The following is a 23,662-nucleotide window of genomic DNA, read 5'->3' on the forward strand; positions in this document are numbered from 1 at the left end:
AAGGAAGCGGTCGTGTGCAATTACCTAAAAATGAAAAAGGCTATGCATTAGTGCTTGTCTTGCTTGTCATCATATTTATCATGATTGGTAGTGCTGTTTTCATGAGGGGATCGATTAGCAATGCTAAACAGCAACGTATTGTAGATGACAACAATCTGGCATATACTGCTGCTGAAATGGGTGTAGATTATTATAAATGGCTGTATATAAATAAATTTAAAGCAGAAAGACGTAAAATTTGGAACAATACGAAGTTGGACTATGAGAGCGATAAGATCATGATAAATAACAAAAGTATAACACCTGAAAAAAAACAAGAAGAGCTTAAGCAAGCGGCAAAAAACCGGCAAAATCAAATGGTTGATCAACTTCTCAACCTTCACTTCACTAATCTTGAAAAAACGAAGCCAGATACAACAGATTCTTTACAATATAGTATTTTAGGACCTGTAAACTATACTAGAGTAAAAGACTCCGCGGATAGGTATATAGGTTTACTAGTCAAAGGCAAAGTTCTGGGGGAATATGGAAAAGGAAGCAAGCGAGCGAAAAGTTTGGATTTTGAGCTGCTGTTTGATTTTCCGTTGCTAGTTGAGGATAGTATTTCCAACCCGCCAAACAATGGAGGGAATTCTTTGACGATTCCCGTTGTGGACATTCAAAGTTTAATTGAAAGCAATAAGCAAACTACACCATGTACTATTAATCCTAACAATGAAAAATGCTTGGGACAGAAATCTACTGATACTCATTTTACCGCAATAAATTCCATTGTGTATTTTCCATTCGGTTATACAAAAGGAAATGGTAATATCGGAATAGATTTTAAGAATACGCAAATATATTCAAAAGGAAACATTGAGCTACCTAATATGAATACTATGAATAACATAACCATGTATGCTGAGGGAAATATTGAACTGAAAAACTTAAATGGAGCTAATCAAGCAAATCTATATACAACCGGAAGTATTGAATTTAAGAATGCTAGCTCGGGTTATTCGAATTCTATACTTTATGCAAAAGGAGCTATGGACGGGAAAAATACCGAATTCAAAAACATGAAAATAGTTGTCGACGGTAACTACACTGGAGAAAAATTTGCGCTAACTAGCAAGTCAGTTATGGTAGTCGGTAAAGAACTTACAATGAAGAAAGCAGGTTCTATATACAATTCCAACTTAGTTGTTAAGGGGAATTTAGTTGTAGAGAAGTCGCTTGTTATTAAAAACAATTCCAAAGTTTGCGTTGGTGGAAATATTGATTTTAATAAGATAGATCTGAAAACAATGGATTCAAATAGTAAAATTTATTTTGTGGAGGAAAAAGCCAACCCCCAAAATATTATGGGTAAATATACAAACTTAATTCCGGTGAAAGAATCTGTATTTAAAACTAATCCACAAGCGTTATATGATAACTGTGTTGGCGGTGGAAGTGGAAGCGACAGTTCGGGAATTACAGATAACCCTAATTGGGAGCCTCCTGAAATCGATGTTACATATAATTAATCAAAGTCAGGAGATTTACTATGAAACTAAAACAATACAAAATTAGCCTCGTCTTAGGTGCTCTATTACTAGTCATCTCCGCCATTTTCGCCCAACAAGCTTATGCAGGGGACGGCTTCTTCTCAAACTTTAAAAAGTTTAGTAAACACACGTATGCGGGGCCGTTTGACATATCAAAGCATAATCGTAAAGAGGCGAAAGAAAAACTAGTAAATGATTTTTTAGAGCTTGAACAGAACGTGGCCATGCAGCTGATTGTGCAAGATCTTCGAGTAGACGTTCCGGCAGAGGTAGTACATTTTGATCCAGACGCTACGCTAAACGAAGCGAAAAGTGGAGTGGATAATTCATTAATCGCAAATGTCTCTAGGGAAGGGCTTCGTACGGTAATGAAACAAAATTTCCATTCGCTTTCATTCAGTGAAGATGACGTGGAGAAAATAGCCGCACAACTAGAAGTTCAGCTACAGAGCGGCATTATGCCACAACAAGTATATATAGCGGATTTTATACCTGATTTATACGAGCAGAAACAAGTGATTGCTACTGCCGCATATGAAGTGGATGAGTTAGAAAAAGGTTTGCGTTTATTGATGGACGATTTGAATGGTTTAGAAATTCAGCCGAATTCTACCTTTTCATTCCGTGAATATTTGAGCGGTAAAGAGTCTGCTAGTGCGACAGATTTACAGATGACTATTATGTCTTCTCTTCTGTATAAAGCAGCATTGCAGACGAATTGGGTTATAGATGAACGCAATATTTCATCTGAATTACCTGCGGGCGTTGAACCAGGATTTGAAGCAGCGATCAATCGTAAGCTCGATTTAGATTTTCAGTTCACGAACCCCAATCAAACCGTCTTCACGATTCGTACGGCTTGGACAGGCGCTCAATTGGAGCTGTCGATTGAAGGTCTACCGTTTGTGCATCGTTACGATACCGAAGTGGAGAAAATCACAAAGTATGATCCGAAAACGGTTATCCGTTATAGCGCCTTTGTAAATGCAGGGGCGATTGAAGTGGTGGATAAAGGCAAGAAAGGCATGGAGGTTGCGGTTAAACGGAATATTCTATTGAATGGTTCATTGCAAGAAATGGAAGATGTGTCAATAGATTTCTACGCACCGAAACCGATTATTGAACGACATAGTTTAAAAAAGGTAGTAGAGAAAGTTCCTGAGAGTGATGTGGATAGTGCTTCTAGCAATACCGATGGAAACACATCAGGTAATGGCTCGACAGATAAACCGTCTACTTCATCTAACGGAAAAGGTTCGACTTCTTCAAATGGTGGCGGATCAGGTAGCGATGGAAGCCCAGGCTCGGGCAATACGGGTTCTTCTTCAAGTAATGGAACGGGTAGCGGCGGTTCGGGAGCAGTTAATGGAAGTGGTTCAAGTAACACAAATGTCCCGACTGGAAAAGATGATGTGAAATATGATTACGATAAAGGTGGCAATCTTATAAAAGTCGACAAGAATGGTGATCCAATCGATTGATAGAGGGGGATTGAGATGGCGACAACTAGAAAGCGTCTTGGAGATTTATTAATAGAATCCGGTTTGCTGACGGACGAGCAGTTAATGAGTACGTTGAAAGAAAAAACTCGCGATGAGCGACTAGGTGATGCGTTATTGCAACGCGGGTATATTACGGAGCAACAGTTGATTGAAGTGTTAGAGTTCCAGCTAGGAATTCCTCACGTCAACTTATTCCGTTATCCGTTTGATCCGAAGTTGTTTAATATTGTACCTAAAAGTTTGGCGCAGCAAAAAATGATTGTTCCGTTAAAAAAAGATGGAGATAAATTATTCGTCGCCATGGCGGACCCGATGGATTACAATACAATTGAAGATTTACGGTTGTCTACTGGTTTCCATATTGATACTGCAATTGCGTCAAAAGACGATATTACACGAACAATCACTAGATATTATGATGATGAATTATTTGATGACTTGCTGTTTGAAGAACCCGAAACATCTGCTAGTCAGGCAGAGCAACAGGATGACATCGTTGATAATGATTCTCCTGTTGTACGTCTAGTGAACCAGATTATTTCTAGTGCAGTTTCTATGAAGTCGAGTGATATACATATTGATCCTCAAGAACACCAAGTCATCATCCGCTTCAGAATTGATGGAAAACTGCAGACTGAACGGGTCATACCGAAGCATATGCAGGCTATGCTTCTAGCCCGAATCAAAATCATGGGGAATTTGAACATTACTGAATCACGCATGCCACAGGATGGGCGCATCAAAGTAATGATTGATTTCCGTCCAATCGACCTACGGTTATCAACTTTACCGACAGTTTTTGGTGAAAAAGTCGTTATGCGTATTTTGGACTTGAGTAGCTCATTGAATGATATGACAAAGCTTGGTTTTGGTCCAACGAATCTGGAACGTTTTCTTGGAGAAATTGAGAAGCCGAACGGTATTGTGTTGATCTCTGGACCTACTGGTTCGGGTAAATCATCTACATTATACGCGGCGTTGAATCGGTTAAATAGCGAAGAGGTAAATATTATTACGATTGAAGATCCGGTAGAGTATCAATTGGAAGGAATTAATCAGATTCAAGTGAATACGAATGTGGGATTAACGTTTGCGAAAGGGTTACGTTCTATATTGCGTCAAGATCCTGATGTGGTCATGGTAGGAGAAATTCGGGATAAAGAGACGGTAGAAATTGCGATACGAGCTTCTTTGACAGGACATTTGGTTTTGAGCACAATCCACACGAATGACTCGGTTGCATCTATATCACGGCTACTTGATATGGGTGTAGAGCCATTCCTTTTGACTGCCTCCCTTAATGCAATTGTAGCTCAACGATTGATCCGACGTGTATGCCGGGACTGCGGCACTACACAGCTAGCTACTGATCGTGAAAAAGAAATTTTCGCTAGACGTAGGAAAACGATTGAAACGATTCATCGCGGTGCGGGTTGTTCTGCATGTAATATGACAGGATATCGCGGAAGGATTGCGATTCATGAAGTATTGATCATCAATGCTGAAATGCGTAATGCGATCAACAATAGCGCATCGCCTACTGTATTCCGTGAAATCGCAGAGAAGAGTGCAACGATTTTCCTGATAGATGATGGTTTGGAAAAAGTGAAACAAGGCATTACCACTACTGAAGAAGTGTTGAGAGTGGCCTTGATAGATTAGGAGTGTTTGCGGTGACCGAAAGAATAGATCAATTATTAACTGAAGCCTTTACTATCAAAGCGTCTGATATTCATTTGACTGTTGGCGTGCCCCCAGTTTTCCGAGTACATGGTGATTTGAAACGATTTGGTGAAATCGTTATGACCGAGGAAGACACAAAAGAAATTGCTTATCAAACGATTCCAGAAAAGATGATTCCTGCATTTAAAGAAGCTGGACAGATTGACTATTCTTATGAAATCGCTGGCGTTTCTCGTTTCCGTGTCAACGCATTCCAACAACGCGGTGCGATATCATTAGCATTTCGGACGATTCCTACAAAGATACCTACGATCGATGAGTTGAATATGCCGGGAACGTTGAAGAGCTTATCTGACACTGCACAAGGACTAATTTTAGTTACAGGGCCAACTGGTTCGGGTAAGTCCACAACACTTGCGGCAATGATTCGTTATATGAATGAAACGATGCGAAAGCATATTATTACGTTAGAAGATCCAATTGAGTATATGCATGAGCATGGTTCTTCTATTATCGATCAACGGGAAGTCGGTTTTGATACACTGTCGTTTGCGGACGGCTTACGTGCTGCTTTGCGTCAAGATCCGGATGTCATATTAGTAGGTGAGATGCGTGACCTGGAGACGATCTCTACGGCTATCACTGCTGCGGAAACCGGTCATTTAGTTCTTGCGACGTTACACACATGGAGTGCCGCTTCGACAATTGATAGAATTATAGACGTATTTCCTCATGGGCAACAGGCACAAATTCGCGTGCAGTTGGCAGGTGTTTTAAAGGCAGTCGTTTCCCAGCGATTATTCCAGACGATGGATAAGCAAGGAAGACGTGCGGCGACAGAGATTATGATTAATAATCCCGCTGTATCAAACTTGATACGGTCTGAGAAAATTCACCAGATTCCGAACGTCATTCAGACAAGCCGTGCACTTGGAATGCATATGATGGACCACTCCGTAAAGAATTTGATGGATCAGAGAATCATTTCGTATGAAGCGGCATTGCCGTTTATGCAAGGGGATGATTAAGAGTGGCTCGTTTTACATATGAAGGGCGAGATGCGAAAGCGATTCGCCGTGGTACAGTGACGGCTACGAATAAGCGAGATGCAGCGATTAAACTTAAAGATCAGGGAATTCGTGTAGTAAATCTTGTTGAGCAGAAAGAAACGATGCTAACGAAGGATATTACGATCGGTAGTCCGGTGAAGCGTGATCAATTGATTATGTTCTTACGGCAGTTTTCTACACTTCTTCAAGCAGGAGTCACGATTGTGGATGCAGTAAGGATATTATCTATGCAGGTGGAGCAAGCGGCATTACGAAAGATTTTGACTGCAGTTCAGGAAGATTTACGTACAGGTACAGCGTTATCTGTAGCTTTCGGAAAACATCCTAAAGTATTTGAACCGTTAATTTTAAACATGGTGGCGGCAGGAGAAGTTTCGGGTACGGTAGATGAATCATTGGATCAATTAGCAGAGCATTTCGAGAAAGCGTATCGTACAAGACAAAAAGTCACATCAGCGATGGCATATCCAGTTGTAGTAGGCATTATAGCGATCACTGTAGTCATTTTTCTTCTATGGTTCGTCGTACCGATGTTCGTAGATATGTTTGATAGCATAGGTGGACAACTACCTTGGCTAACTCGAGCGGTAATGGCAGCTAGTGAATGGATTGCAAACTACTGGTACTTGTTCATTCTTATAGTTTCAATTCTAGTTGTTGGGTATATCATGTTCAGAAGCAACCCAAAAGGGAAATATATTCTGGATACCATCTTGTTGAAATTACCTATATTCGGTAGCATTGCTCAAAAGTCTTCCCTCGCAATGATGACGCGCACATTAAGTTCCATGTTTTCGAGCTCTGTACCGATTTTACAGGCCCTGTCTATGACAGAAAGAGTGGTAGGGAATGAGGTCATTTCAAAAGTGATTGGTGAGTCTAGAGTATCAATGGAACGTGGTGGATCTTTGACAGAACCTATGTTAAATCACTGGGCATTCCCACCATTAATTCCTCATATGATTGCAATTGGTGAAGAGACTGGTTCTTTAGACTCTATGTTAGCCAAAGTTGCCGATTTTTATGAGAAAGAAGTAGAAGCAGCTACAGACCGCTTAAAGGCTTTGATAGAGCCTTTAATGATTGTTTTCTTAGCTGCTATAGTCGGGACTATAGTTTTGGCAATCATGTTACCGATGTTTAGTATGTTTGAACAGATAGATAATTTGTAACGGAAATAACAAATGTTAGTAATAATTTTAAGTTTTTTCAATTAAACTGGTTTTAATTTACTAGATTCTCTGGTATACTTTACTCATAAAGTATGATAGACAAGAGGGGGGAATTATATGAAAAAGTTTATGCAGAAGAAATTGAATCAAAAAGGTTTGACACTTGTCGAGCTATTAGCGGTTATTGTTATTTTGGGTATTATTGCTGCGATTGCGGTGCCGGCTATTGGGAATATTATTACGAATTCTAAGGTTAATGCATTAAAGTCTGATGGACAAAACGTATTATCTGCTGCACAGATGTACTTTGCAGAAAACGGTGAAAAGTCAGTTGACCTTACGAAGTTAACTACAGAAGGATTTTTAAATGAAGTTGGTGGCCTTACATCAGCAACAGTTACAAAAGTAGATGGCGGATCAAATACTTTAGTAGGTACCGCAACGACAAAAGGTGTTACAGTAACTTTCAAAGGTTCGACTTCTAAAAATATTACTGATGCTGCAGTTAAAGGAACTACCGGTACAGTTGAAGTGACGAGATAAGTATCTTTCCATAATTATATTACTTAATTCATTAAAACTCTGCAGATATTCCCTGCAGAGTTTTTTTAAAATCAATTTTTTTTAGAAATGTGAATAATCATAGATTCAATAAATTCAATTGTGCAACTTATAAGATTGTACTCTTGTGAAGAAACTTCTTGCCGACACTCGTCGTGTTACGCTCGTTAAAGATGCTAACGGTTATATTACTAAACGTTGCTAGTTCATATTTTATTGAACACATTGAAATTAATTATTATATTAACTCTGTAGGTATTCTTACATTAATTCAACTGTGTTCTCTTTAAAGCGAAAACTTAGTCAATTACATATTGTGCATTGTTGAAGCTAACCCCTTTGGATTTGTAGTAAAGCATACGTCGAGGAAAATGACGTTAAATTTCGAAAACCACTGTCGAAATGATTAATAATAGTGAGAAATCCACAAAAGTTAGAACTGAAAAATGTGATGAATTACCCTCCATATCAGGTGATTAATTACAATGCTTAATATTTCGTAAGCTCTTCCTACCAGTCTTCCTTTCTCCCAACACTTTTGCTATACTTACCATAACTAGTTTACTAGGAAATAATCACCAAACACCCCGCGTTTGCTCGTCTGGAAGGAGTTCATTTATGTCAATTTTTTCTAAACTAAAACGCCCACTTTCCAAACTTTCTATACCTACACTCAGCCGTAAAAAGCGTGTGCATTCGTTAACTCTTGACGACGATGCGATCCGGTACGTGCGTATAAAGTCCTTGAATCCGATCGTGCTGGAAATCGCGAAAGAATTGTTGTTGCCAGCACATATCATAATGGAAGGCCGAATAGCCGAAGGGGATAAGCTCCGCGATGTTCTGACGGAGGTTGTGAAAGATTGGAATCTTGTGAAGCGTGACGTGGCGTTTCTTGCGCCTGATACATATGTCATCATCCGACGCGTTGCGTATCCTGACACGGTGGAAGATGAAGAGCTGAAAAGCCATTTCTTTATCGAGATCGGTTCGACGATTTATTTGCCTTTTGACGATCCGGTGTTTGATGTCGTTCCTTATACAGCTAATCAATCGCAAAATGAAGCGATTTTGATTGCGTCTAAAGAAAGTATTATGCAGACCTATGAGGAAGTGCTGAAGTCCGTAAAAGTGGAACCAGTTGTGGCGGATATTGCACCGCTTTCTCTGTATCGCCTGGCACATCATGTGCACCAATTTGAGGGGTCAGAACATATTCTCCTTGCTGATTTGCGTGGCCGTAGCCTGACTGTGTCTATTTTCTATTCTCATTATCCTTTGTTTATTCGCTCGATGGAACTGGAAGTGCCGCTTAGCATGGCAACAGGCGAAGAGCTAGAGCAACAAGTTGAGCCGGATACGATTGTCATGGAACTTGAGAAGCTAGCAAACTTCTATCGCTTTAATTTGGCGGAAAACGATTCCACTATTACCCATCTAGTGTGGAATGGTACATATAGACAACAAGAAGAATTATTGCAGATGGTACGAGAACGTTTAGCAATCGAAGCACTTCCCTTAGTGAAAGAGCCGATTAGTTGTGTGGACGGAACCGCGATTACTGCGGATTTCCACCGAGTTATTGGTCTCGCGCTGAAGGAAGAGGTGTAATATGTTAGTTAATATAAATCTACTGCCGGAAAAGATACGTGAGAAGGCTACTTTTCTTTGGATAGCGATTGCAATACTTTTAGTCGCTTTTATTAGTTGGGTTGTGCTTTATTTCATTGCGCAAAAATATGAAGATGAAGCGGCGAGGTTGCAACAATCCACGTATGAAATACAGAAACAACAAGAAGGTATCACGTCGCAAATGCATTTGTCTGCATTTGGTCAGGAAAAAGAACAATTAGCAGCGACTGTAGAGTTTCTAAAAGGGCACCAATATAAAACACAACCGCTTATAGATGATCTAACGAAAGCCTTGCCAGATCGAGGGTTTTTCCAAGAGCTAACGTTCACTGCGCCCAATGAAGTGACATTGAAAGTACAGTTTGATGACTTGATGGAGCCGGCGCTTTATCTAACCCGAATGAAAGCTTCGTCGTTAGTGATCGACGCGACGTTCGAAGGAATTGAAACGGAAAAATTAGACATCGATGAGCGGGAGAATGTCTTGCCTAGATATTTTGCTACCTATTTCATTCAATTTGTCGATGAACGTGCGCTACCAGGAACAGACGCAGACGTTGATCCTGATGTGATTTCAGAACCGCAAGAGCAACCACAAGAACCTGCCCCTGAAGAACTACAACCTCCTGTAGATGCGAATACGGAAGGAGGCGATACGGTTGAATAAATATTTATCTAAACGTCAGATGGAGATTGGTTTAGTCGTATTGGCTTCCATTTTCCTTATTGCACTTGTCTATTACACGGTGACGAACGTCTACTTGCCGGCAAAAGAAATGAAGGATCAGACGGCGGCTCAGTTTGCTTCAGAACGTGATGTGTTGTTTTCATTACAAAAACAATTAGCGAATCGAGATGTAAATGAAACTGTAACGTCTGCACCACTTCAAAAAGTTGTGCCTGTCATTCCGTTAGAAGATGCATTGCTGATTCGTCTGGAGAAGGCGGAAGTAAAGTCCGATAGTCGAATTGAAGAAATTAATTTCTCGAAGGAAGTATTCGATATAGAACTACTGCCGGAAAATGTACAAAATCTCGAAACCGTGTTGATGGAAGTGACACTCGCTGCAGATACATATAAGCAAGTCGATTCGTTCATTTACGAGATTGAAGAAATGATTCGACTGATAAATGTAGAGACGATTCAATTCGAAGCGACTGCCGAGAAAACGGAAGAGGAATCGGATATCGGTGAAATGAAAGTTGTGATTTCATTCCATGCGTACTTCCGTCCGGATCTCGTCAATTTACAAAATGAGGCGCCGAAAGTAGACGCGCCGCCACCTGCGATGAAATTCGATCCAACGACGATCAATAAAATGACAGGTACTGAGAAAGCGGGGTGAGGAGGTAATCCATGGAATGGCTCTATAGTAGTTTTTTCTTCCTTTACGGCATTACGTTTGGCTCGTTCTTTAACGTAGTCGGCATACGTTTGCCGGTAAAGGAATCCATCGTGTCACCACCTTCTCGCTGTACGACATGTGATCGTAATCTGACCGCAGTAGATCTGGTGCCGGTTTTCTCTTACGTGTTTTTGCGTGGGAAGTGCCGTGGATGTAAAGAGAAGATCAGTGCTTTATATCCCGTGATGGAGCTGATCACGGGTGTGCTGTTCGTCTGTGCGTTCTTACACTTCGGATTTCAATGGGAATTCGTTGTGGCTTTGTTATTTATTTCCATGTTGGTTATTTTAACGGTATCCGATCTAAAGTATATGTTGATTCCGAATAAAATTTTATTGCCGTTTGGTATTGCAATTTTCATCTTGCGCTTCGTCAGTCCGCTGACGCCCTGGTGGGATAGCTTGCTTGGAGCTGCGGTGGGGTTCGGTTTGTTGCTATTGATTGCCTTCGTGTCGAACGGTGGTATGGGCGGTGGCGATATTAAGTTGTTTTTCGTTATTGGTTTGGTGCTCGGAACGATGCAGACGTTAGTGACGCTGTTTCTCGCTTCATTGATAGGCGCGATTGTCGGCATGATCTTCTTAAAAAAGACGAAGCAAGGACGTAAAACACCTGTGCCATTCGGTCCTTCGATTGCGGTCGCTGCACTAATTGCTTATTTCTATGGGACGCAGCTTGTCAGTTGGTATACAGGTTTGTTGAACTAAATCGGTAAATGTTTATGGACGAGACGACAACAGTCTCGTCTTTTTTTACGTTCATTTTGATATGGTGAAAGAAAACTAGTGGAGTGATGGAATGAATTTCCGCAGGACGTATTCAAAGAACATTGTGATTCGGGCGTTAGTGCAAGGGATAGCGATCGGCTTGGTCGCAGTACTAGTGATCGGGCTGACGATATCGACTACGGGAGAGAAAAAGGATAAGGCGAATGAGACGGTAGCGACGACTGGGCCGAAGACAGACGAGCAAGGCGGAGCGGCTGAGGGTGGAGATACTATGTTCGTTAAGCAGCATGGTGTGTTTTCCAGTCAGGAGGCAGCGACGGATTTCGTGGCGGACAATCCGAGTCTCGCAAGTACGGCTATCGTGCCAGCGGGGGGACAGTTCTATGTCTGGGGAGCGGTTTGGCTGAACGAGAGTGATGTAATTTTGAAGGAAGGCGAAGATGCATTTAAGAAGAGAATTACAGTCGTACCGGGCACTTGCAAGTCTGCGGATGCCGGCGAGGTGAGAAAAGCGTTGCTTGCTGAGGATCTATCGAAAATTGAATTGTCTAAAGATGCAAAAGACGCGAAAAAAGGGGGAGACTTTGCGAAGAAAATGACCGCCATTACTGCATTTACAAAGGATTCCTCTGTCGCGAGACTGCATCTGTTGGCGCATTACTCGAATCAAGACCCGTGCTTCAAAATTCAATTTTGATCCCATATACGGGGGAGAATTGAATTTTGCCCTTTTTTCAAATCGCGTGGAATAGCGTACACTAGGAAAAAGGGGGTTGTTCCAATGAAATTTAGTAGTTTAAAACCTATTGTGCTCGCATCTTCCTCGCCGAGACGTAAAGAATTATTACAGCTTGCAGGAATTGATTTTATCGTGAGACCGAGCGATGTAGACGAGAATTTACCGTTTACACCGGAAGAGCCATATGAATATGCGGTTCGTCTGTCTGAGCAAAAGGCGCTTTCGGTAGTTGAATCAGAAGAAGAAATCATCATTGCGGCAGATACAATTGTAGTGAAAGATGACAAAGTGTTCCCAAAGCCAGAAGATGACGCGCAAGCCATTGACTTCTTGATGGAGCTTTCTGGAGAGCTACATGAAGTGATTACAGGTGTGACGATCCTTGCGAACGGGAAGACGATACAGTTTGCTGATTTGTCTCAAGTGAAGTTCAGGAAACTGGATGAAGAGCTCGTTCGTGCATATGTGGAATCAGGAGATGCTTCAGATAAAGCAGGTGCGTACGGCATCCAAACGCAAGGGATGCTGTTTGTGGAAAATATGGTAGGCGATTATCAAAACATCGTAGGGTTGCCGATCAGTGATCTAGTCAACCGGATGCGTCAGGAAGGGTTGCTAACTTTAGAAGGTGGTGCGTAATGCCGCTTGATTTAGCTCCGCAAATGATGATCCGTGATGTGCATATCGCTGACAGGCCTCGTGAGCGTTTAATACGAGAAGGGGCGAGCAGTTTATCCAACCAAGAGCTGATGGCGATTCTGTTGCGCACCGGCTCCCGCTCGGAATCTGTTCTCGTACTCGCCAACCGTGTGTTGTCGACAATTGACCGTTTACAAGATTTGAAAGAGTTAACAGTGGACGAGATGACCAAAATTAAAGGGATTGGTGAAGCGAAGGCGGTGCAGTTATTGGCTGCCGCAGAACTCGGCAAGCGATTGTATCGAACGGCCCCGCACGAACGCTATAAGATTCGTTCACCGGAAGATGCCGCGAATTATTTAATGACGGATATGTCGTCGTTGAATCAAGAACATTTCGTGGTGTTATTTTTGAATGTAAAAAATGAAGTGTTACATAAGCAAACGATTTTCATTGGCAGTTTGAATTCTTCCATAGTACATCCGCGTGAAGTGTTCCGTGAAGCTTTTAAACGGTCGGCCGCATCGATGATTATTTCACATAATCATCCAAGTGGCGACACGACACCTTCGAGGGAAGACATCGAAGTGACGAAACGACTGATGGAAGCGGGGCAGATCATGGGCGTGGATGTGCTCGATCATATCATTATCGGTGATCAGAAATTCATCAGTTTAAAAGACAAAGGGTACATCTAAAAGCGTAAAAATTGTCGCGCGAAAGTAGAGAGACTGGTAAATCAGTCTCTTTTTCGATGTTTTTTGCAAACTGGCCGGGTGACACTGTAAATTAAGTTACCTTTCCGTTATAATGTGGTGTATGCTTTTAAGAATACCGATGATGGTTTTATAGAAAGGGAGAATTGACTTGTTTGGTTTCAGATCAAGAAACGTAGGAATTGACTTGGGGACAGCCAATACTCTAGTTTTCATTAAGGATAAAGGTATTGTGCTAAGGGAACCTTCTGTCGTAGCGAAAAATACGACGACCGGTGAAATCGTAGAGGTAGGCAGTAAAGCGCATGCCATGATCGGACGTACACCGACTTCAGTCGTGGCAATTCGCCCGATGCGAGAAGGAGTCATTGCAGATTTTGAAACAACAACTGCCATGATTCGTCATTATTTAAAAGAAGCGCTAAAATCAGCAGGAAATTCATGGACGAAACCGACCGTTATGGTTTGTGTGCCATATGGTATTACATCGGTTGAGCAACGCGCGGTGATCGATGCTGCACGTCAAGCGGGTGCGAAAGAAGCATATACGATCGAAGAACCTTTTGCGGCTGCAATTGGTGCGAATTTGCCAGTATGGGAACCAACGGGCAGTATGGTCGTCGATATAGGCGGAGGTACGACGGAAGTGGCCATCATTTCTCTAGGCGGCATCGTGACGAGTACTTCGATCCGTGTTGGTGGAGATTCTATGGATTCAGCTATCATAACGTATATCCGTAAAGAATATAAATTGATGATCGGTGAACGTACTGCCGAAAACATCAAAATGCAAATTGGTTCGGCATTTGATTTAGATAAGACGGAGAAAATGGACATCCACGGTCGTGACTTATTGACAGGCTTGCCGAAAACGATGGAAATTAATTCGCAGGAAATCACGAAAGCGTTGCGTGAGCCGATGGATTTGATTATTGAAGGTATGAGAAAGACGCTGGAACAGACACCACCTGAATTGGCGTCAGACGTTATGGAACGTGGAATTGTCTTAACAGGTGGCGGTTCATTACTTCGTAATCTCGATAAAGCAATTTCTGAAGAAACAAAAATGCCTGCATTTGTAGCAGAAGATACGCTAGACTGCGTAGTGATTGGAACAGGTAAAGCTTTGGATAATTTAAAACTCATTAAAAAAATTCAATCATAATATTAATTGGAGGAGATGTAGGCAATGCCGCGTTTTTTTTCCAATAAACGATTAATCATTTTATTAGTAGGAGTAATCGTCCTTGTGGCATTAATTGCATTTTCACTTCGCGACCGAAATCATGCAAATGTACCGGAACAAGCAGTGAAGGATGTCGTAGGTTTCGGGCAGTCGCTCGTTACGAAACCAGCCCACTTTGTGACGGGACTGATTGAAAATATTGATACGATGCTTAATACATACGAAGAAAACAAACGATTAAAAAAGCGTCTGGAAACGTATGCCGCCATGCAAGCGGAGTTGGTGGATGTCAAAGCAAATAATGTGAAGCTACGTGGAATTATTGATAAGCAAGAAGATCTGCGCGCATTTGAGCCGATACAAGCCACGGTGATCTCACGCAATCCTGATCAATGGGAAGAGAAGATTATCATAGACAAAGGAACGACAGCTGGAGTGGACGTCAATATGGCGGTCATGACGGCGCAAGGTCTGATTGGTAAAGTCATTTTGTCGACTCCATTCACGTCAACAGTCGAATTGATTTCAACGGAAAATAGCGATTTCCGTGTGGCGGCTATGGTAGTTGGCGAAGAAGAAATGTTTGGTTTAATCGAAGGATACGATCGGACTTCGAGACAATTGATCATGAAGAGGCTAGATTCGAGCTTCAATGTAAAAAAAGGGATGCAAGTGATATCTTCAGGGCTTGGAGGAATCTTCCCTAAAGGCATTTTAATAGGGGAAGTAACCGAAGTTTCTACGGACGACTACGGACTGACGAAACTGGCCTATATAAAACCGGCAGCTACTTTCTCAAAACTAGATCATGTGATGATCGCAAAGCGTTCCATGACGGTTGTCGATGGGACTGACGGGGGCAACTCCGCAACGACTAAAGGAGACGATGAGTCATGATCCGATTCATCATTCCGTTAATTGCTATCCTATTATTTTTCCTAGAACCTATCTTCAGTCTGTTTTCACCGATTGAAATTAACGGTAATTTATATGTCACGGTCCCTAGGTTCCTAATTGTCTATTTAATTTTCATTGCGACTTATTATACAAGCAAGCGAGCGATTATTTACGGATTTGTCCTTGGACTGTTGTATGATATGTATCATATTGATATTATTGGATTATACACATTCATGTATCCACTGATTTGTTATGTTGCGGCGTTAGTAATTCGACAAATTGAGCGTCATACCGTGACGGTTATGGTATTATCAGTAGTAATGATTGTGTTACTGGAATTGTTGTCGTACTTTTTTGCTAGTGTGATTGCGTTAACGTCCATTGATTTCGGCGAATTCTTTACGAGTCGACTCGTTCCGACAATGATTGCGAATTCATTATTTATCGTGATGTTCGGCTATATGTTCAAACAGATTACAGAGAAAAGATTTTTTCAAAAACAAGCAGGTTTTTAAGTATTGTGAGGTGATGTAGGTGACGAAATCACAGTTGATAACGATAAAAGGAACAAAAGACGGCTTAGTATTACGATTGGATGACCATTGCGCATTTACCGAATTGCTAAGTGAGTTGAAAGAAAAAGTTCAGAGCAGCGTACTTGAAGGTGTGTCTGAAGTACAGTTGCATCTAGGGCATCGTTATTGTGACGAGAAAGACATGAACAAGATTCAATCGGTCATTCATACTTCCCCTCATTTGCGAGTTTCGAAGGTACATAGTGACGTCATTTCGTTAAAAGAGTGTGAGAGAAAGTTGATCGAGAAGCAGTCCGAAACCTATATAGGAATCGTTCGATCGGGTCAGGTCGTAAAGGCTGATGGCGATTTGGTCATTATCGGTGATGTGAATCAGAGTGCGCAAGTCATTGCGGGCGGCAGTATTTATGTACTGGGTCGTGTCAAAGGCATTGCACATGCGGGAGCACAAGGCAATAAAGACGCAGTCATTGCTGCATCTTGGCTGGAGGCGACGCATCTGAAAATTGCGGATAAGATCGAAATCATGACCGACGAATTGACGATTCTTTCTGAGCAACCTGAAATGGAATGTGCGTATCTTCAAAAGAATGGGCAGATTGCGATAGACCGTCTTCAGGAGCTCCGATATTTACGTCCGGACCTTGCTACATTTAAGGGAGGTATATAATTTGGGAGAAGCAATTGTCATTACTTCTGGTAAAGGTGGCGTTGGAAAAACCACGACGTCAGCCAATCTTGGTACCGCTCTTGCGTTACAAGGGAAAAAAGTGTGTTTAGTCGATACAGATATCGGTCTGCGTAACTTGGACGTAATTCTTGGCCTGGAAAACCGAATTATTTATGATTTGGTCGATGTGGTGGAAGAGCGTTGCAAAGTACATCAGGCCCTTGTGAAAGATAAGCGCTTCGAGGATCGATTGTTCTTGCTGCCAGCAGCACAGACGACCGATAAGAGTGCCGTGAATCCGGAACAAATGAAGAAGCTCGTTTTAGAATTAAAACAGGATTATGATTATGTTTTAATTGACTGCCCAGCAGGAATTGAACAAGGATTCAAAAATGCGATTTCTGGTGCGGACCGCGCGATTGTCGTGACGACTCCAGAGATTTCTGCTGTACGTGACGCAGACCGTATTATTGGACTGCTTGAAGCAGAAGAAGAACTTGAACCGCCGAAATTGATTATCAACCGCATTAGAAGCGGTATGATGGAAAGCGGCGAAACATTGGATGTCAATGAAATCACGACGCATTTATCGATTGATTTATTAGGTATCGTAATGGATGATCAAAACGTTATTTCTGCTTCAAATAAAGGCGAACCTGTCGTGATGGACCCGACAAACCCTGCTGCAATCGGTTATCGCAACATTGCACGACGCATCTTAGGTGAGTCTGTGCCGTTGATGACGATGGAGAAAAGCAAAGCAGGATTCTTCGGCAAGATCAAGAATATGTTCAGTAAATAATACAAACTCAAAGCTCAGTGCCTTTTACGGTGCTGAGTTTTTTCATTCGTCATTTATTTCTCCTTCTTTTCATACACTGCAGGTAAGGGAGGGGACGTGATGAAGTGGAAAACAAAATGGATCATGGCCATTGTGCTGTTGGTGTCTGTTGTAGGTTTATCAAAACTGGAAGAACGTCAGCTAATCAATATACCTATTACGCAATATGTGACGACAGGGAAAGATTTTGTGGTGATGAAGAAGTGGGTTTCTTCCTTGATATCAGAAGATGAAGTCATCACGGTATCAGGGAATTCGGCATTTAATCCATTAAAGACGTACGAATCGTTCCAACCCTATCAAGACGGAGCTATTATCTCGTATACACAACCTATGTCGATTACTTCACAAGGAAGCGGACTAGTCGTCTTTACAGGCTATACCAGGCAGTCAGGAAAGACGGTGACTGTTCAGTACGATAACGGTGATGAAGTAACGTATGGGTTTGTAGGCTCGTTCTCAACGCTTCCATACACAGCTGTGAGACTTGGGGATGAGATTGCGGTAATGGCAGAGGAGGCAGTATATATCCGCGTGAAACGTAATGGGATACCGCTGGAGCCTACCGTGTTGGCAACGTATATGTCGGGCGGCCAGCAATGAAGTATCGTATTCATCCGGTATTGTTGCCGATTTTTTTATTTTTCATGATTGTCGGTGGTGTGTCAATGTATGCGATGCTCTTATTCTCTTTACTTTTTCATGAACTTGGACACGTTTTGGCCGCACGACACGTCGGAATGAAAATTAGGAGTTGTACCATCTTACCGTATGGAGGGGAGTTACAATTTGTTAATCGGCAGTTGGCAAATAAACAGCAACGGCTGATCGTGGCGCTAGGTGGACCTGTCGCGACAGCCGTTTTATTAGTACTTGGCATATGTTTGACATTCCCGGGGGATACGCAGTTTTTAAGGATTCAGATGATCTTGCTAAGCGTGAACTTACTACCCATTCTGCCACTTGATGGTGGACAAGTAGTGTCTATTTTGCTAGAGACGGAAGCAACGAAATACACCACTCGCTCAAATTTCCTACTGTATTCTATCGTCGTGTCTGCATCGCTTTGTGCATTTTTAATTGCGTACTTGCCCGATAGTATGCCACTCGTAATAATCACCTCTTTTTTAGCAGTGCAAAACATTATTTCCTATCGTTTTAGAAGGTATGAGCGAGTCTTTGAACAGCTCACTAAAAAAGAAACTTCCTTCTTTTAAAAGATTCTAGGAAGAATGCTTGACCTGCTCTTTTCTATGTGATAATATTTTACTGTTATTGATTGTAGCACCCGTGCTACAACCGCACTAAACAGGTTCAAGTATTCGTAGGTTGAATCACCTGTCAAGGCGAGTCTGTATAATTAGAGGAGGTGCAAGTATGTACGCAATTATTGAAACTGGTGGAAAACAAATCAAAGTTGAAGCAGGCCAAGAGATCTTCATTGAGAAGATTGCTGGTGAAGCTGATGAAGTGGTAACTTTTGACAAGGTGCTAATGGTGGGCGGAGATGACGTTAAAGTCGGTGCTCCATTCGTAGAAGGCGCAACTGTAACAGGTAAGGTTGTCAAGCAAGGCCGCGCAAAGAAAATTGTTGTTTTCAAATATAAGGCGAAGAAAAACTATCGCAAAAAACAAGGACACCGTCAGCCATACACGAAAATCGTTATTGACGGAATCAATCTATAATCCGGCATGATACATGTCAGAATTATAAAAGAGCCTTCTGGGCGCATCTCAGTTTTTGAGATGGATGGTCATGCAAACTTTGCCGAACACGGACAAGATCTAGTTTGTGCTGGTGCTTCTGCCGTATCATTTGGTGCGGTAAATGCTATTATGCAGTTGACTTCGATTGAACCCGATGTGGATCAAGGTGCGGATGGTGGATACTTACGTGTGGCATTTCCGGTAACGGAACAAGATGCGCAAGTTCAACTACTCCTGCAAGCAATGATTATTTCTTTACAAACGATTGAATTAGACTATGCAGATTATATAAAATTATCCTTTGAAAAGTAGGAGGTGGCAGCTATGTTACGTTTAGATCTTCAGTTTTTCGCATCGAAAAAAGGTGTAGGTTCTACTAAGAACGGTCGTGATTCACATTCGAAACGTCTTGGTGCTAAGCGCGCAGATGGACAAATCGTTTCCGGTGGATCAATCCTTTATCGCCAGCGTGGAACTAAAATTCACCCAGGTGAAAACGTTGGACGCGGTGGAGATGATACTCTATTCGCAAAAATCGATGGCGTCGTTCGTTTCGAACGTCTTGGCCGCGACAAAAAGAAAGTCAGTGTCTACCCAGCAGCAACGCAAGAAGCTTAATTGGATAGCATGACAATGTGAAAAAGGACTGCACTTGTTGCAGTCCTTTTTCTTATGTCAAGATTATCGGGGTATGAGCGGACGGCAGGAAAGTATGAGCGCTTAGCCTGGTTGATAGAGCGGATAGCAAGTATGTATGATCGCTTGATCACGGTTATGAGCGGCTAAAGGGTTTATTGATCGCTTACGGGGGAATAATGAGCGCTTGACCAATTTAACATGATGATTGGACATACATTTCAAGTAATTTGTCCCTCCATAACGATTTTTTTAGTGATTTGCGCGCGAAAATGCTATACTAAGAAGTACGAAAACAGCTGGTGGTGAAAATATGGGGAAGAATAAGCTAAATGTGTCGCAGGCAGTGAGATATAGTCGACACGATCACATGAATGATCTGCAATTGATCCTCATGAATATTGATATGGGGAAATATACAGATGCGCGAAACTGTATACTTGAGAAAACAGCGGACATGCAGCGACAAGCTTTGCTTCAGAGATTAGACATGCCTCTTACTGAGGAGTGGATCACGACACTTGAGTGGCGATATCCGGTTTTAAAGGTGCAACTGTATTGTGATATTACTGAAAAAATTGATTCAAGTGAAATGGACCAATTGTTGGCCGACTACTTGGAACAAGTCGTGCTGGCTGTGGAAGCGCAAATTCAGCGCTATGCAGATTGTCCTGTGACGATTGAAGTCACAACAGAAGATGCATCTTGGAGTATGCAACTGACATTTACCGAGCTGTACGCAAAGCAACTAGACATCCCAGAACATTCATCTCAGCTTACGGTCGAAGTCCTCGGTGAACCGAATCAATGGACGTTTACCATCAGTGGACAATTAGGAGGATTATAAATTATGTTTGTGGATCACGTGAAAGTATTTGTAAAAGGTGGCGACGGTGGCGATGGTATGGTTTCGTTCCGTCGTGAAAAATATATAGCCAATGGTGGACCATCCGGTGGGGATGGCGGGAAAGGCGCAGACGTCATCTTTGTCGTGGATGAAGGGCTGCGTACGTTAATGGATTTCCGTTATCAGCGTCACTTTAAAGCGGATCGTGGAGAACACGGTCAAAGTAAGAATATGCACGGTCGTAGCGGTAAGCATATGATCGTTAAAGTTCCGCCTGGCACAGTCGTCAAAGACGCGGAAACTGAAACGATTATTGCAGATTTGGTTGAACATGGCCAGCAAGCAGTCATCGCGCGCGGTGGGCGTGGAGGACGCGGAAACAGCCGTTTCGTTACGCCGCAGAACACAGCGCCAGAGCTTTCTGAAAAAGGTGAGCCGGGCGTTAGTAGGGATATCATCCTTGAATTAAAAGTTCTCGCTGACGTGGGTCTTGTTGGATTCCCAAGTGTTGGGAAATCGACGTTACTATCGGTCGTTTCATCAGCGAAGCCGAAAATCGCGGATTATCACTTTACCACGCTAGTTCCTAATCTCGGAATGATTGAAACCGATGATCACCGTACATTCGTCATGGCGGATTTACCAGGGTTGATTGAAGGGGCACATGAAGGAGTCGGACTTGGACATCAGTTCTTACGTCACATCGAACGTACACGTGTTATCGTGCATGTTATCGATATGTCGGGACTTGAGGGCCGTGAGCCGTTCGAAGACTATCAGACGATCAATAAAGAACTGGAACAGTACAATATGCGATTGACTGAACGTCCACAGATAATTGTGGCGAATAAAATGGATATGCCAGATGCACAAGAAAATCTAGAGGCATTCAAAGAGGCACTCGGTGATGAAGAGATTCAAGTGTTCCCGATTTCCGCATTGACAAGAACAGGTTTAGATCCATTGCTGTATGCCATTTTAGACCTCCTTGAAACCACACCGGAATTCCCTATGTTGACAGATGCGGATGAGGAAACAAGCAATTCTGTATTGTATAAACACGAATCAACTGGACCTGATTTCATTATTTCGCGTGACGATGATGGAGCGTTTATGTTGTCTGGTTATACGTTGGAGCGCTTGTTCCAGATGACCGATTTCAACTTCGATCAATCAGTTCGCAAGTTCTCTCGTCAGATGCGTGGAATGGGAATCGACGAAGCATTGCGTGAACGTGGTGCGAAAAACGGCGATATCGTACGTATCATGAGTTACGAATTCGAGTTCTTGGAGTAAGGTCGAAATGGCTCGTTTTGGGGGGAGCGAAATGGAACAAATCGGGGAAGGCCAGTTTTATTTAGTGCGCGAAGATGTATTGACCGAGTCGATGCAGAAAATGCTCGAAGCTAAACGAATGATGGCAAGGGGCGAAGTGACAACGATCCAAGAAGCAACTAAACGGGTCGGTCTGTCACGGAGTGCTTTTTATAAGTATCGTGATGCCGTGTTCCCGTTCGAATCAATCGCACGGGACCGGATTTTGACGATTTTTATTCAACTGGAAGATTTAAAGGGTTCTTTAGCTGTGCTTTTGGAAGTCGTCTCGGAGGCGAAATGTAATGTATTGACGATCCACCAGACGATTCCTGTCCAGGGGCGCGCCAATATTACATTATCACTGGATGTGACGGAAATGGAAATTAAAGTAGAAGCATTTTTACAGCGACTCAAAGCACCTCGATTTATTGATTCTGTTGACTTAATTAGTTCAGGGGTTTTCTGACCTCTTAAATCAGTGGGGAGATGAAAGAATGATGACCGAAAAGAAGTATGTACCTTCCGTTGCGTTTTTGGGACCCGAAGCATCCTTCACCCATATTGCAGCGTCCGATTTATTCGGCATGGAAGGCTTAACACCACGTCCGACTATTCCGGATTGTATAGAGGCAGTGACAGAAGGACACGTCGCGTATGCGGTCGTTCCATTGGAGAATGCACTCGAAGGTTCTGTACCGTTGACGATTGATTATTTATTCAATAGTGAAGAGTTGTTTATTACTGCTGAAATTTCCATGCCGATTGAGCAGCATATGTTGGTGAATAAATCGCAGAAGGATCATTTGGATGAATTGGATTCGATTCAGTCCCATCCGCATGCGTTGGCACAATGTCATAAGTTTTTGCAGTATCGTTACCGCAGGATTCCGTTGATTCAAACGACGTCTACTGCAGCGGCAGCAAAATCTATTTCTGAGCAGCCAGAACTGCGTGTTGCGGCAATTGGCAACCGTTTGGCGGCAGAAACGTACGGTTTACATATAGCAGAAGAGAATATTCATGACTTCCACTTCAACCATACTCGTTTCGTCGTGTTGTCGCTGCGTAAGGAGAAGATGGAGCATTCGAAGCATGCTTCTTCATCTAAGACGACATTGATGGTGAAGTTGCCTGAAGACGACCGTCCAGGGATGCTACATCAAATTCTGTCGGTATTCTCGTGGCGTCGGTTGAACTTGAGCAAGATCGAGTCACGGCCGTTGAAGACGGGTCTTGGTCATTATTTCTTTATTATTGATATTAATGAGTCAGAAGAGCATCCGATGATGAAGGGTGCGATGGAAGAGCTGGCTGCACTCGGCTGCACAGCGCGTTCCCTAGGTACGTATTATGTCTATGAGTCTGGGGAGTTTGTTTCTTGAGATAAGATAGATTGGTAATCTCTTGCAATGTGACTAGATAATACCTATCGACATTTTTATTGTACAATGACTAGTAATGGTTAACTACACTTGAAATACAACTAGAACTGCCCTTAAACTTAGCTATGTTTAAGGGCTTTACTAATTCATACATTCTCGTAAATAAGAGATATATGTCCATCCACTATAAACGTAGGATTGAAGCGGAAGCTCGGGCCGCGCCCTCCAGAATGCGTTCCCCAGCTGGAGTGGAAATCCCA

Annotated in this window: 27 protein-coding genes and 1 other annotated feature; all 27 genes read left to right on the top strand. The window is 42.4% G+C overall.

The window, feature by feature from the left end; all coding sequences use genetic code 11:
- Positions 1 to 14: 14 nt before the first annotated feature.
- Positions 15 to 1,511 carry a hypothetical protein gene (locus tag CSV67_RS01190; protein WP_099629803.1) on the top strand — a complete coding sequence of 499 codons (1,497 nt, stop codon included), beginning with the start codon at positions 15 to 17 and terminating at the stop codon, positions 1,509 to 1,511.
- A gap of 20 nt (positions 1,512 to 1,531) precedes the next feature.
- The gene (locus CSV67_RS01195; RefSeq protein ID WP_099629804.1) at positions 1,532 to 3,013 is read left to right on the top strand and encodes a VanW family protein; all 1,482 of its coding nucleotides are present in this window, start codon (positions 1,532 to 1,534) and stop codon (positions 3,011 to 3,013) included.
- A 15-nt stretch (positions 3,014 to 3,028) separates the two neighbouring features.
- Entirely contained in the window at positions 3,029 to 4,696 is a 1,668-nt protein-coding gene (locus CSV67_RS01200) for a GspE/PulE family protein (protein ID WP_099629805.1), read from the top strand.
- 11 nt (positions 4,697 to 4,707) lie between these two features.
- Positions 4,708 to 5,745 (top strand): type IV pilus twitching motility protein PilT, encoded by a 1,038-nt coding sequence (locus tag CSV67_RS01205; protein ID WP_099629806.1) that lies wholly within the window; start codon positions 4,708 to 4,710, stop codon positions 5,743 to 5,745.
- A gap of 2 nt (positions 5,746 to 5,747) precedes the next feature.
- The gene (locus CSV67_RS01210; protein WP_099629807.1) at positions 5,748 to 6,959 is read left to right on the top strand and encodes a type II secretion system F family protein; all 1,212 of its coding nucleotides are present in this window, start codon (positions 5,748 to 5,750) and stop codon (positions 6,957 to 6,959) included.
- A 117-nt stretch (positions 6,960 to 7,076) separates the two neighbouring features.
- Positions 7,077 to 7,502 carry a type II secretion system protein gene (locus CSV67_RS01215; RefSeq protein ID WP_099629808.1) on the top strand — a complete coding sequence of 142 codons (426 nt, stop codon included), beginning with the start codon at positions 7,077 to 7,079 and terminating at the stop codon, positions 7,500 to 7,502.
- A gap of 636 nt (positions 7,503 to 8,138) precedes the next feature.
- Positions 8,139 to 9,131, top strand: coding sequence for a type IV pilus biogenesis protein PilM (gene pilM, locus CSV67_RS01220; protein ID WP_099629809.1), 993 nt, complete (start codon positions 8,139 to 8,141; stop codon positions 9,129 to 9,131).
- Between the two features lies 1 nt (position 9,132).
- Positions 9,133 to 9,819 carry a PilN domain-containing protein gene (locus CSV67_RS01225; protein WP_099629810.1) on the top strand — a complete coding sequence of 229 codons (687 nt, stop codon included), beginning with the start codon at positions 9,133 to 9,135 and terminating at the stop codon, positions 9,817 to 9,819.
- Positions 9,812 to 10,498 carry a pilus assembly protein PilO gene (locus CSV67_RS01230; protein WP_099629811.1) on the top strand — a complete coding sequence of 229 codons (687 nt, stop codon included), beginning with the start codon at positions 9,812 to 9,814 and terminating at the stop codon, positions 10,496 to 10,498. The genes CSV67_RS01225 and CSV67_RS01230 overlap by 8 nt, the downstream gene beginning before the upstream one ends.
- A gap of 11 nt (positions 10,499 to 10,509) precedes the next feature.
- Positions 10,510 to 11,265 (top strand): prepilin peptidase, encoded by a 756-nt coding sequence (locus tag CSV67_RS01235; protein WP_099629812.1) that lies wholly within the window; start codon positions 10,510 to 10,512, stop codon positions 11,263 to 11,265.
- 91 nt (positions 11,266 to 11,356) lie between these two features.
- Positions 11,357 to 11,983 carry a hypothetical protein gene (locus tag CSV67_RS01240; protein WP_099629813.1) on the top strand — a complete coding sequence of 209 codons (627 nt, stop codon included), beginning with the start codon at positions 11,357 to 11,359 and terminating at the stop codon, positions 11,981 to 11,983.
- Between the two features lie 84 nt (positions 11,984 to 12,067).
- Positions 12,068 to 12,664 (top strand): Maf family protein, encoded by a 597-nt coding sequence (locus CSV67_RS01245; RefSeq protein WP_099629814.1) that lies wholly within the window; start codon positions 12,068 to 12,070, stop codon positions 12,662 to 12,664.
- Complete coding sequence (radC, locus tag CSV67_RS01250; protein ID WP_029053688.1) at positions 12,664 to 13,362, top strand: RadC family protein; 699 nt, start codon at positions 12,664 to 12,666, stop codon at positions 13,360 to 13,362. Before CSV67_RS01245 ends, radC begins: the two co-directional genes overlap by 1 nt.
- Before the next feature lie 169 nt (positions 13,363 to 13,531).
- Positions 13,532 to 14,545, top strand: coding sequence for a rod shape-determining protein (locus CSV67_RS01255; RefSeq protein ID WP_099629815.1), 1,014 nt, complete (start codon positions 13,532 to 13,534; stop codon positions 14,543 to 14,545).
- Positions 14,546 to 14,569: 24 nt separating this feature from the next.
- Positions 14,570 to 15,463, top strand: a complete 894-nt coding sequence (gene mreC, locus CSV67_RS01260; protein ID WP_099629816.1) for a rod shape-determining protein MreC — start codon at positions 14,570 to 14,572, stop codon at positions 15,461 to 15,463.
- Entirely contained in the window at positions 15,460 to 15,981 is a 522-nt protein-coding gene (gene mreD / locus CSV67_RS01265; protein WP_099629817.1) for a rod shape-determining protein MreD, read from the top strand. The genes mreC and mreD overlap by 4 nt, the downstream gene beginning before the upstream one ends.
- 19 nt (positions 15,982 to 16,000) lie before the next feature.
- Positions 16,001 to 16,672, top strand: a complete 672-nt coding sequence (gene minC / locus CSV67_RS01270) for a septum site-determining protein MinC (protein WP_085131026.1) — start codon at positions 16,001 to 16,003, stop codon at positions 16,670 to 16,672.
- 1 nt (position 16,673) lies between these two features.
- Positions 16,674 to 17,474, top strand: coding sequence for a septum site-determining protein MinD (gene minD / locus CSV67_RS01275; RefSeq protein ID WP_099629818.1), 801 nt, complete (start codon positions 16,674 to 16,676; stop codon positions 17,472 to 17,474).
- A gap of 99 nt (positions 17,475 to 17,573) precedes the next feature.
- The gene (locus tag CSV67_RS01280; protein WP_099629819.1) at positions 17,574 to 18,116 is read left to right on the top strand and encodes a peptidoglycan DD-metalloendopeptidase family protein; all 543 of its coding nucleotides are present in this window, start codon (positions 17,574 to 17,576) and stop codon (positions 18,114 to 18,116) included.
- A complete protein-coding gene (locus CSV67_RS01285) occupies positions 18,113 to 18,730 on the top strand; it encodes a metalloprotease (RefSeq protein WP_099629820.1) in 618 nt (205 codons plus the stop codon). The genes CSV67_RS01280 and CSV67_RS01285 overlap by 4 nt, the downstream gene beginning before the upstream one ends.
- 70 nt (positions 18,731 to 18,800) lie before the next feature.
- Positions 18,801 to 18,877, top strand: a sequence feature (ribosomal protein L21 leader region).
- 13 nt (positions 18,878 to 18,890) lie between these two features.
- A complete protein-coding gene (gene rplU, locus CSV67_RS01290) occupies positions 18,891 to 19,199 on the top strand; it encodes a 50S ribosomal protein L21 (protein ID WP_085131022.1) in 309 nt (102 codons plus the stop codon).
- Between the two features lie 6 nt (positions 19,200 to 19,205).
- The gene (locus CSV67_RS01295) at positions 19,206 to 19,532 is read left to right on the top strand and encodes a ribosomal-processing cysteine protease Prp (RefSeq protein WP_085131021.1); all 327 of its coding nucleotides are present in this window, start codon (positions 19,206 to 19,208) and stop codon (positions 19,530 to 19,532) included.
- Positions 19,533 to 19,544: 12 nt separating this feature from the next.
- Positions 19,545 to 19,838, top strand: coding sequence for a 50S ribosomal protein L27 (rpmA, locus tag CSV67_RS01300; protein ID WP_083031825.1), 294 nt, complete (start codon positions 19,545 to 19,547; stop codon positions 19,836 to 19,838).
- Positions 19,839 to 20,169: 331 nt separating this feature from the next.
- Positions 20,170 to 20,703, top strand: coding sequence for a Spo0B domain-containing protein (locus CSV67_RS01305; protein ID WP_099629821.1), 534 nt, complete (start codon positions 20,170 to 20,172; stop codon positions 20,701 to 20,703).
- 3 nt (positions 20,704 to 20,706) lie between these two features.
- Positions 20,707 to 21,999: a GTPase ObgE gene (obgE, locus tag CSV67_RS01310; protein WP_099629822.1), complete on the top strand. Its 1,293-nt coding sequence runs from the start codon at positions 20,707 to 20,709 to the stop codon at positions 21,997 to 21,999.
- Between the two features lie 31 nt (positions 22,000 to 22,030).
- A complete protein-coding gene (locus CSV67_RS01315) occupies positions 22,031 to 22,486 on the top strand; it encodes an ACT domain-containing protein (protein WP_029053700.1) in 456 nt (151 codons plus the stop codon).
- 31 nt (positions 22,487 to 22,517) lie between these two features.
- Positions 22,518 to 23,402 (top strand): prephenate dehydratase, encoded by an 885-nt coding sequence (gene pheA, locus CSV67_RS01320; protein WP_099630009.1) that lies wholly within the window; start codon positions 22,518 to 22,520, stop codon positions 23,400 to 23,402.
- Positions 23,403 to 23,662 lie beyond the last annotated feature (260 nt).

Source organism: Sporosarcina sp. P2 (assembly GCF_002743255.1).
GTDB lineage: Bacteria > Bacillota > Bacilli > Bacillales_A > Planococcaceae > Sporosarcina.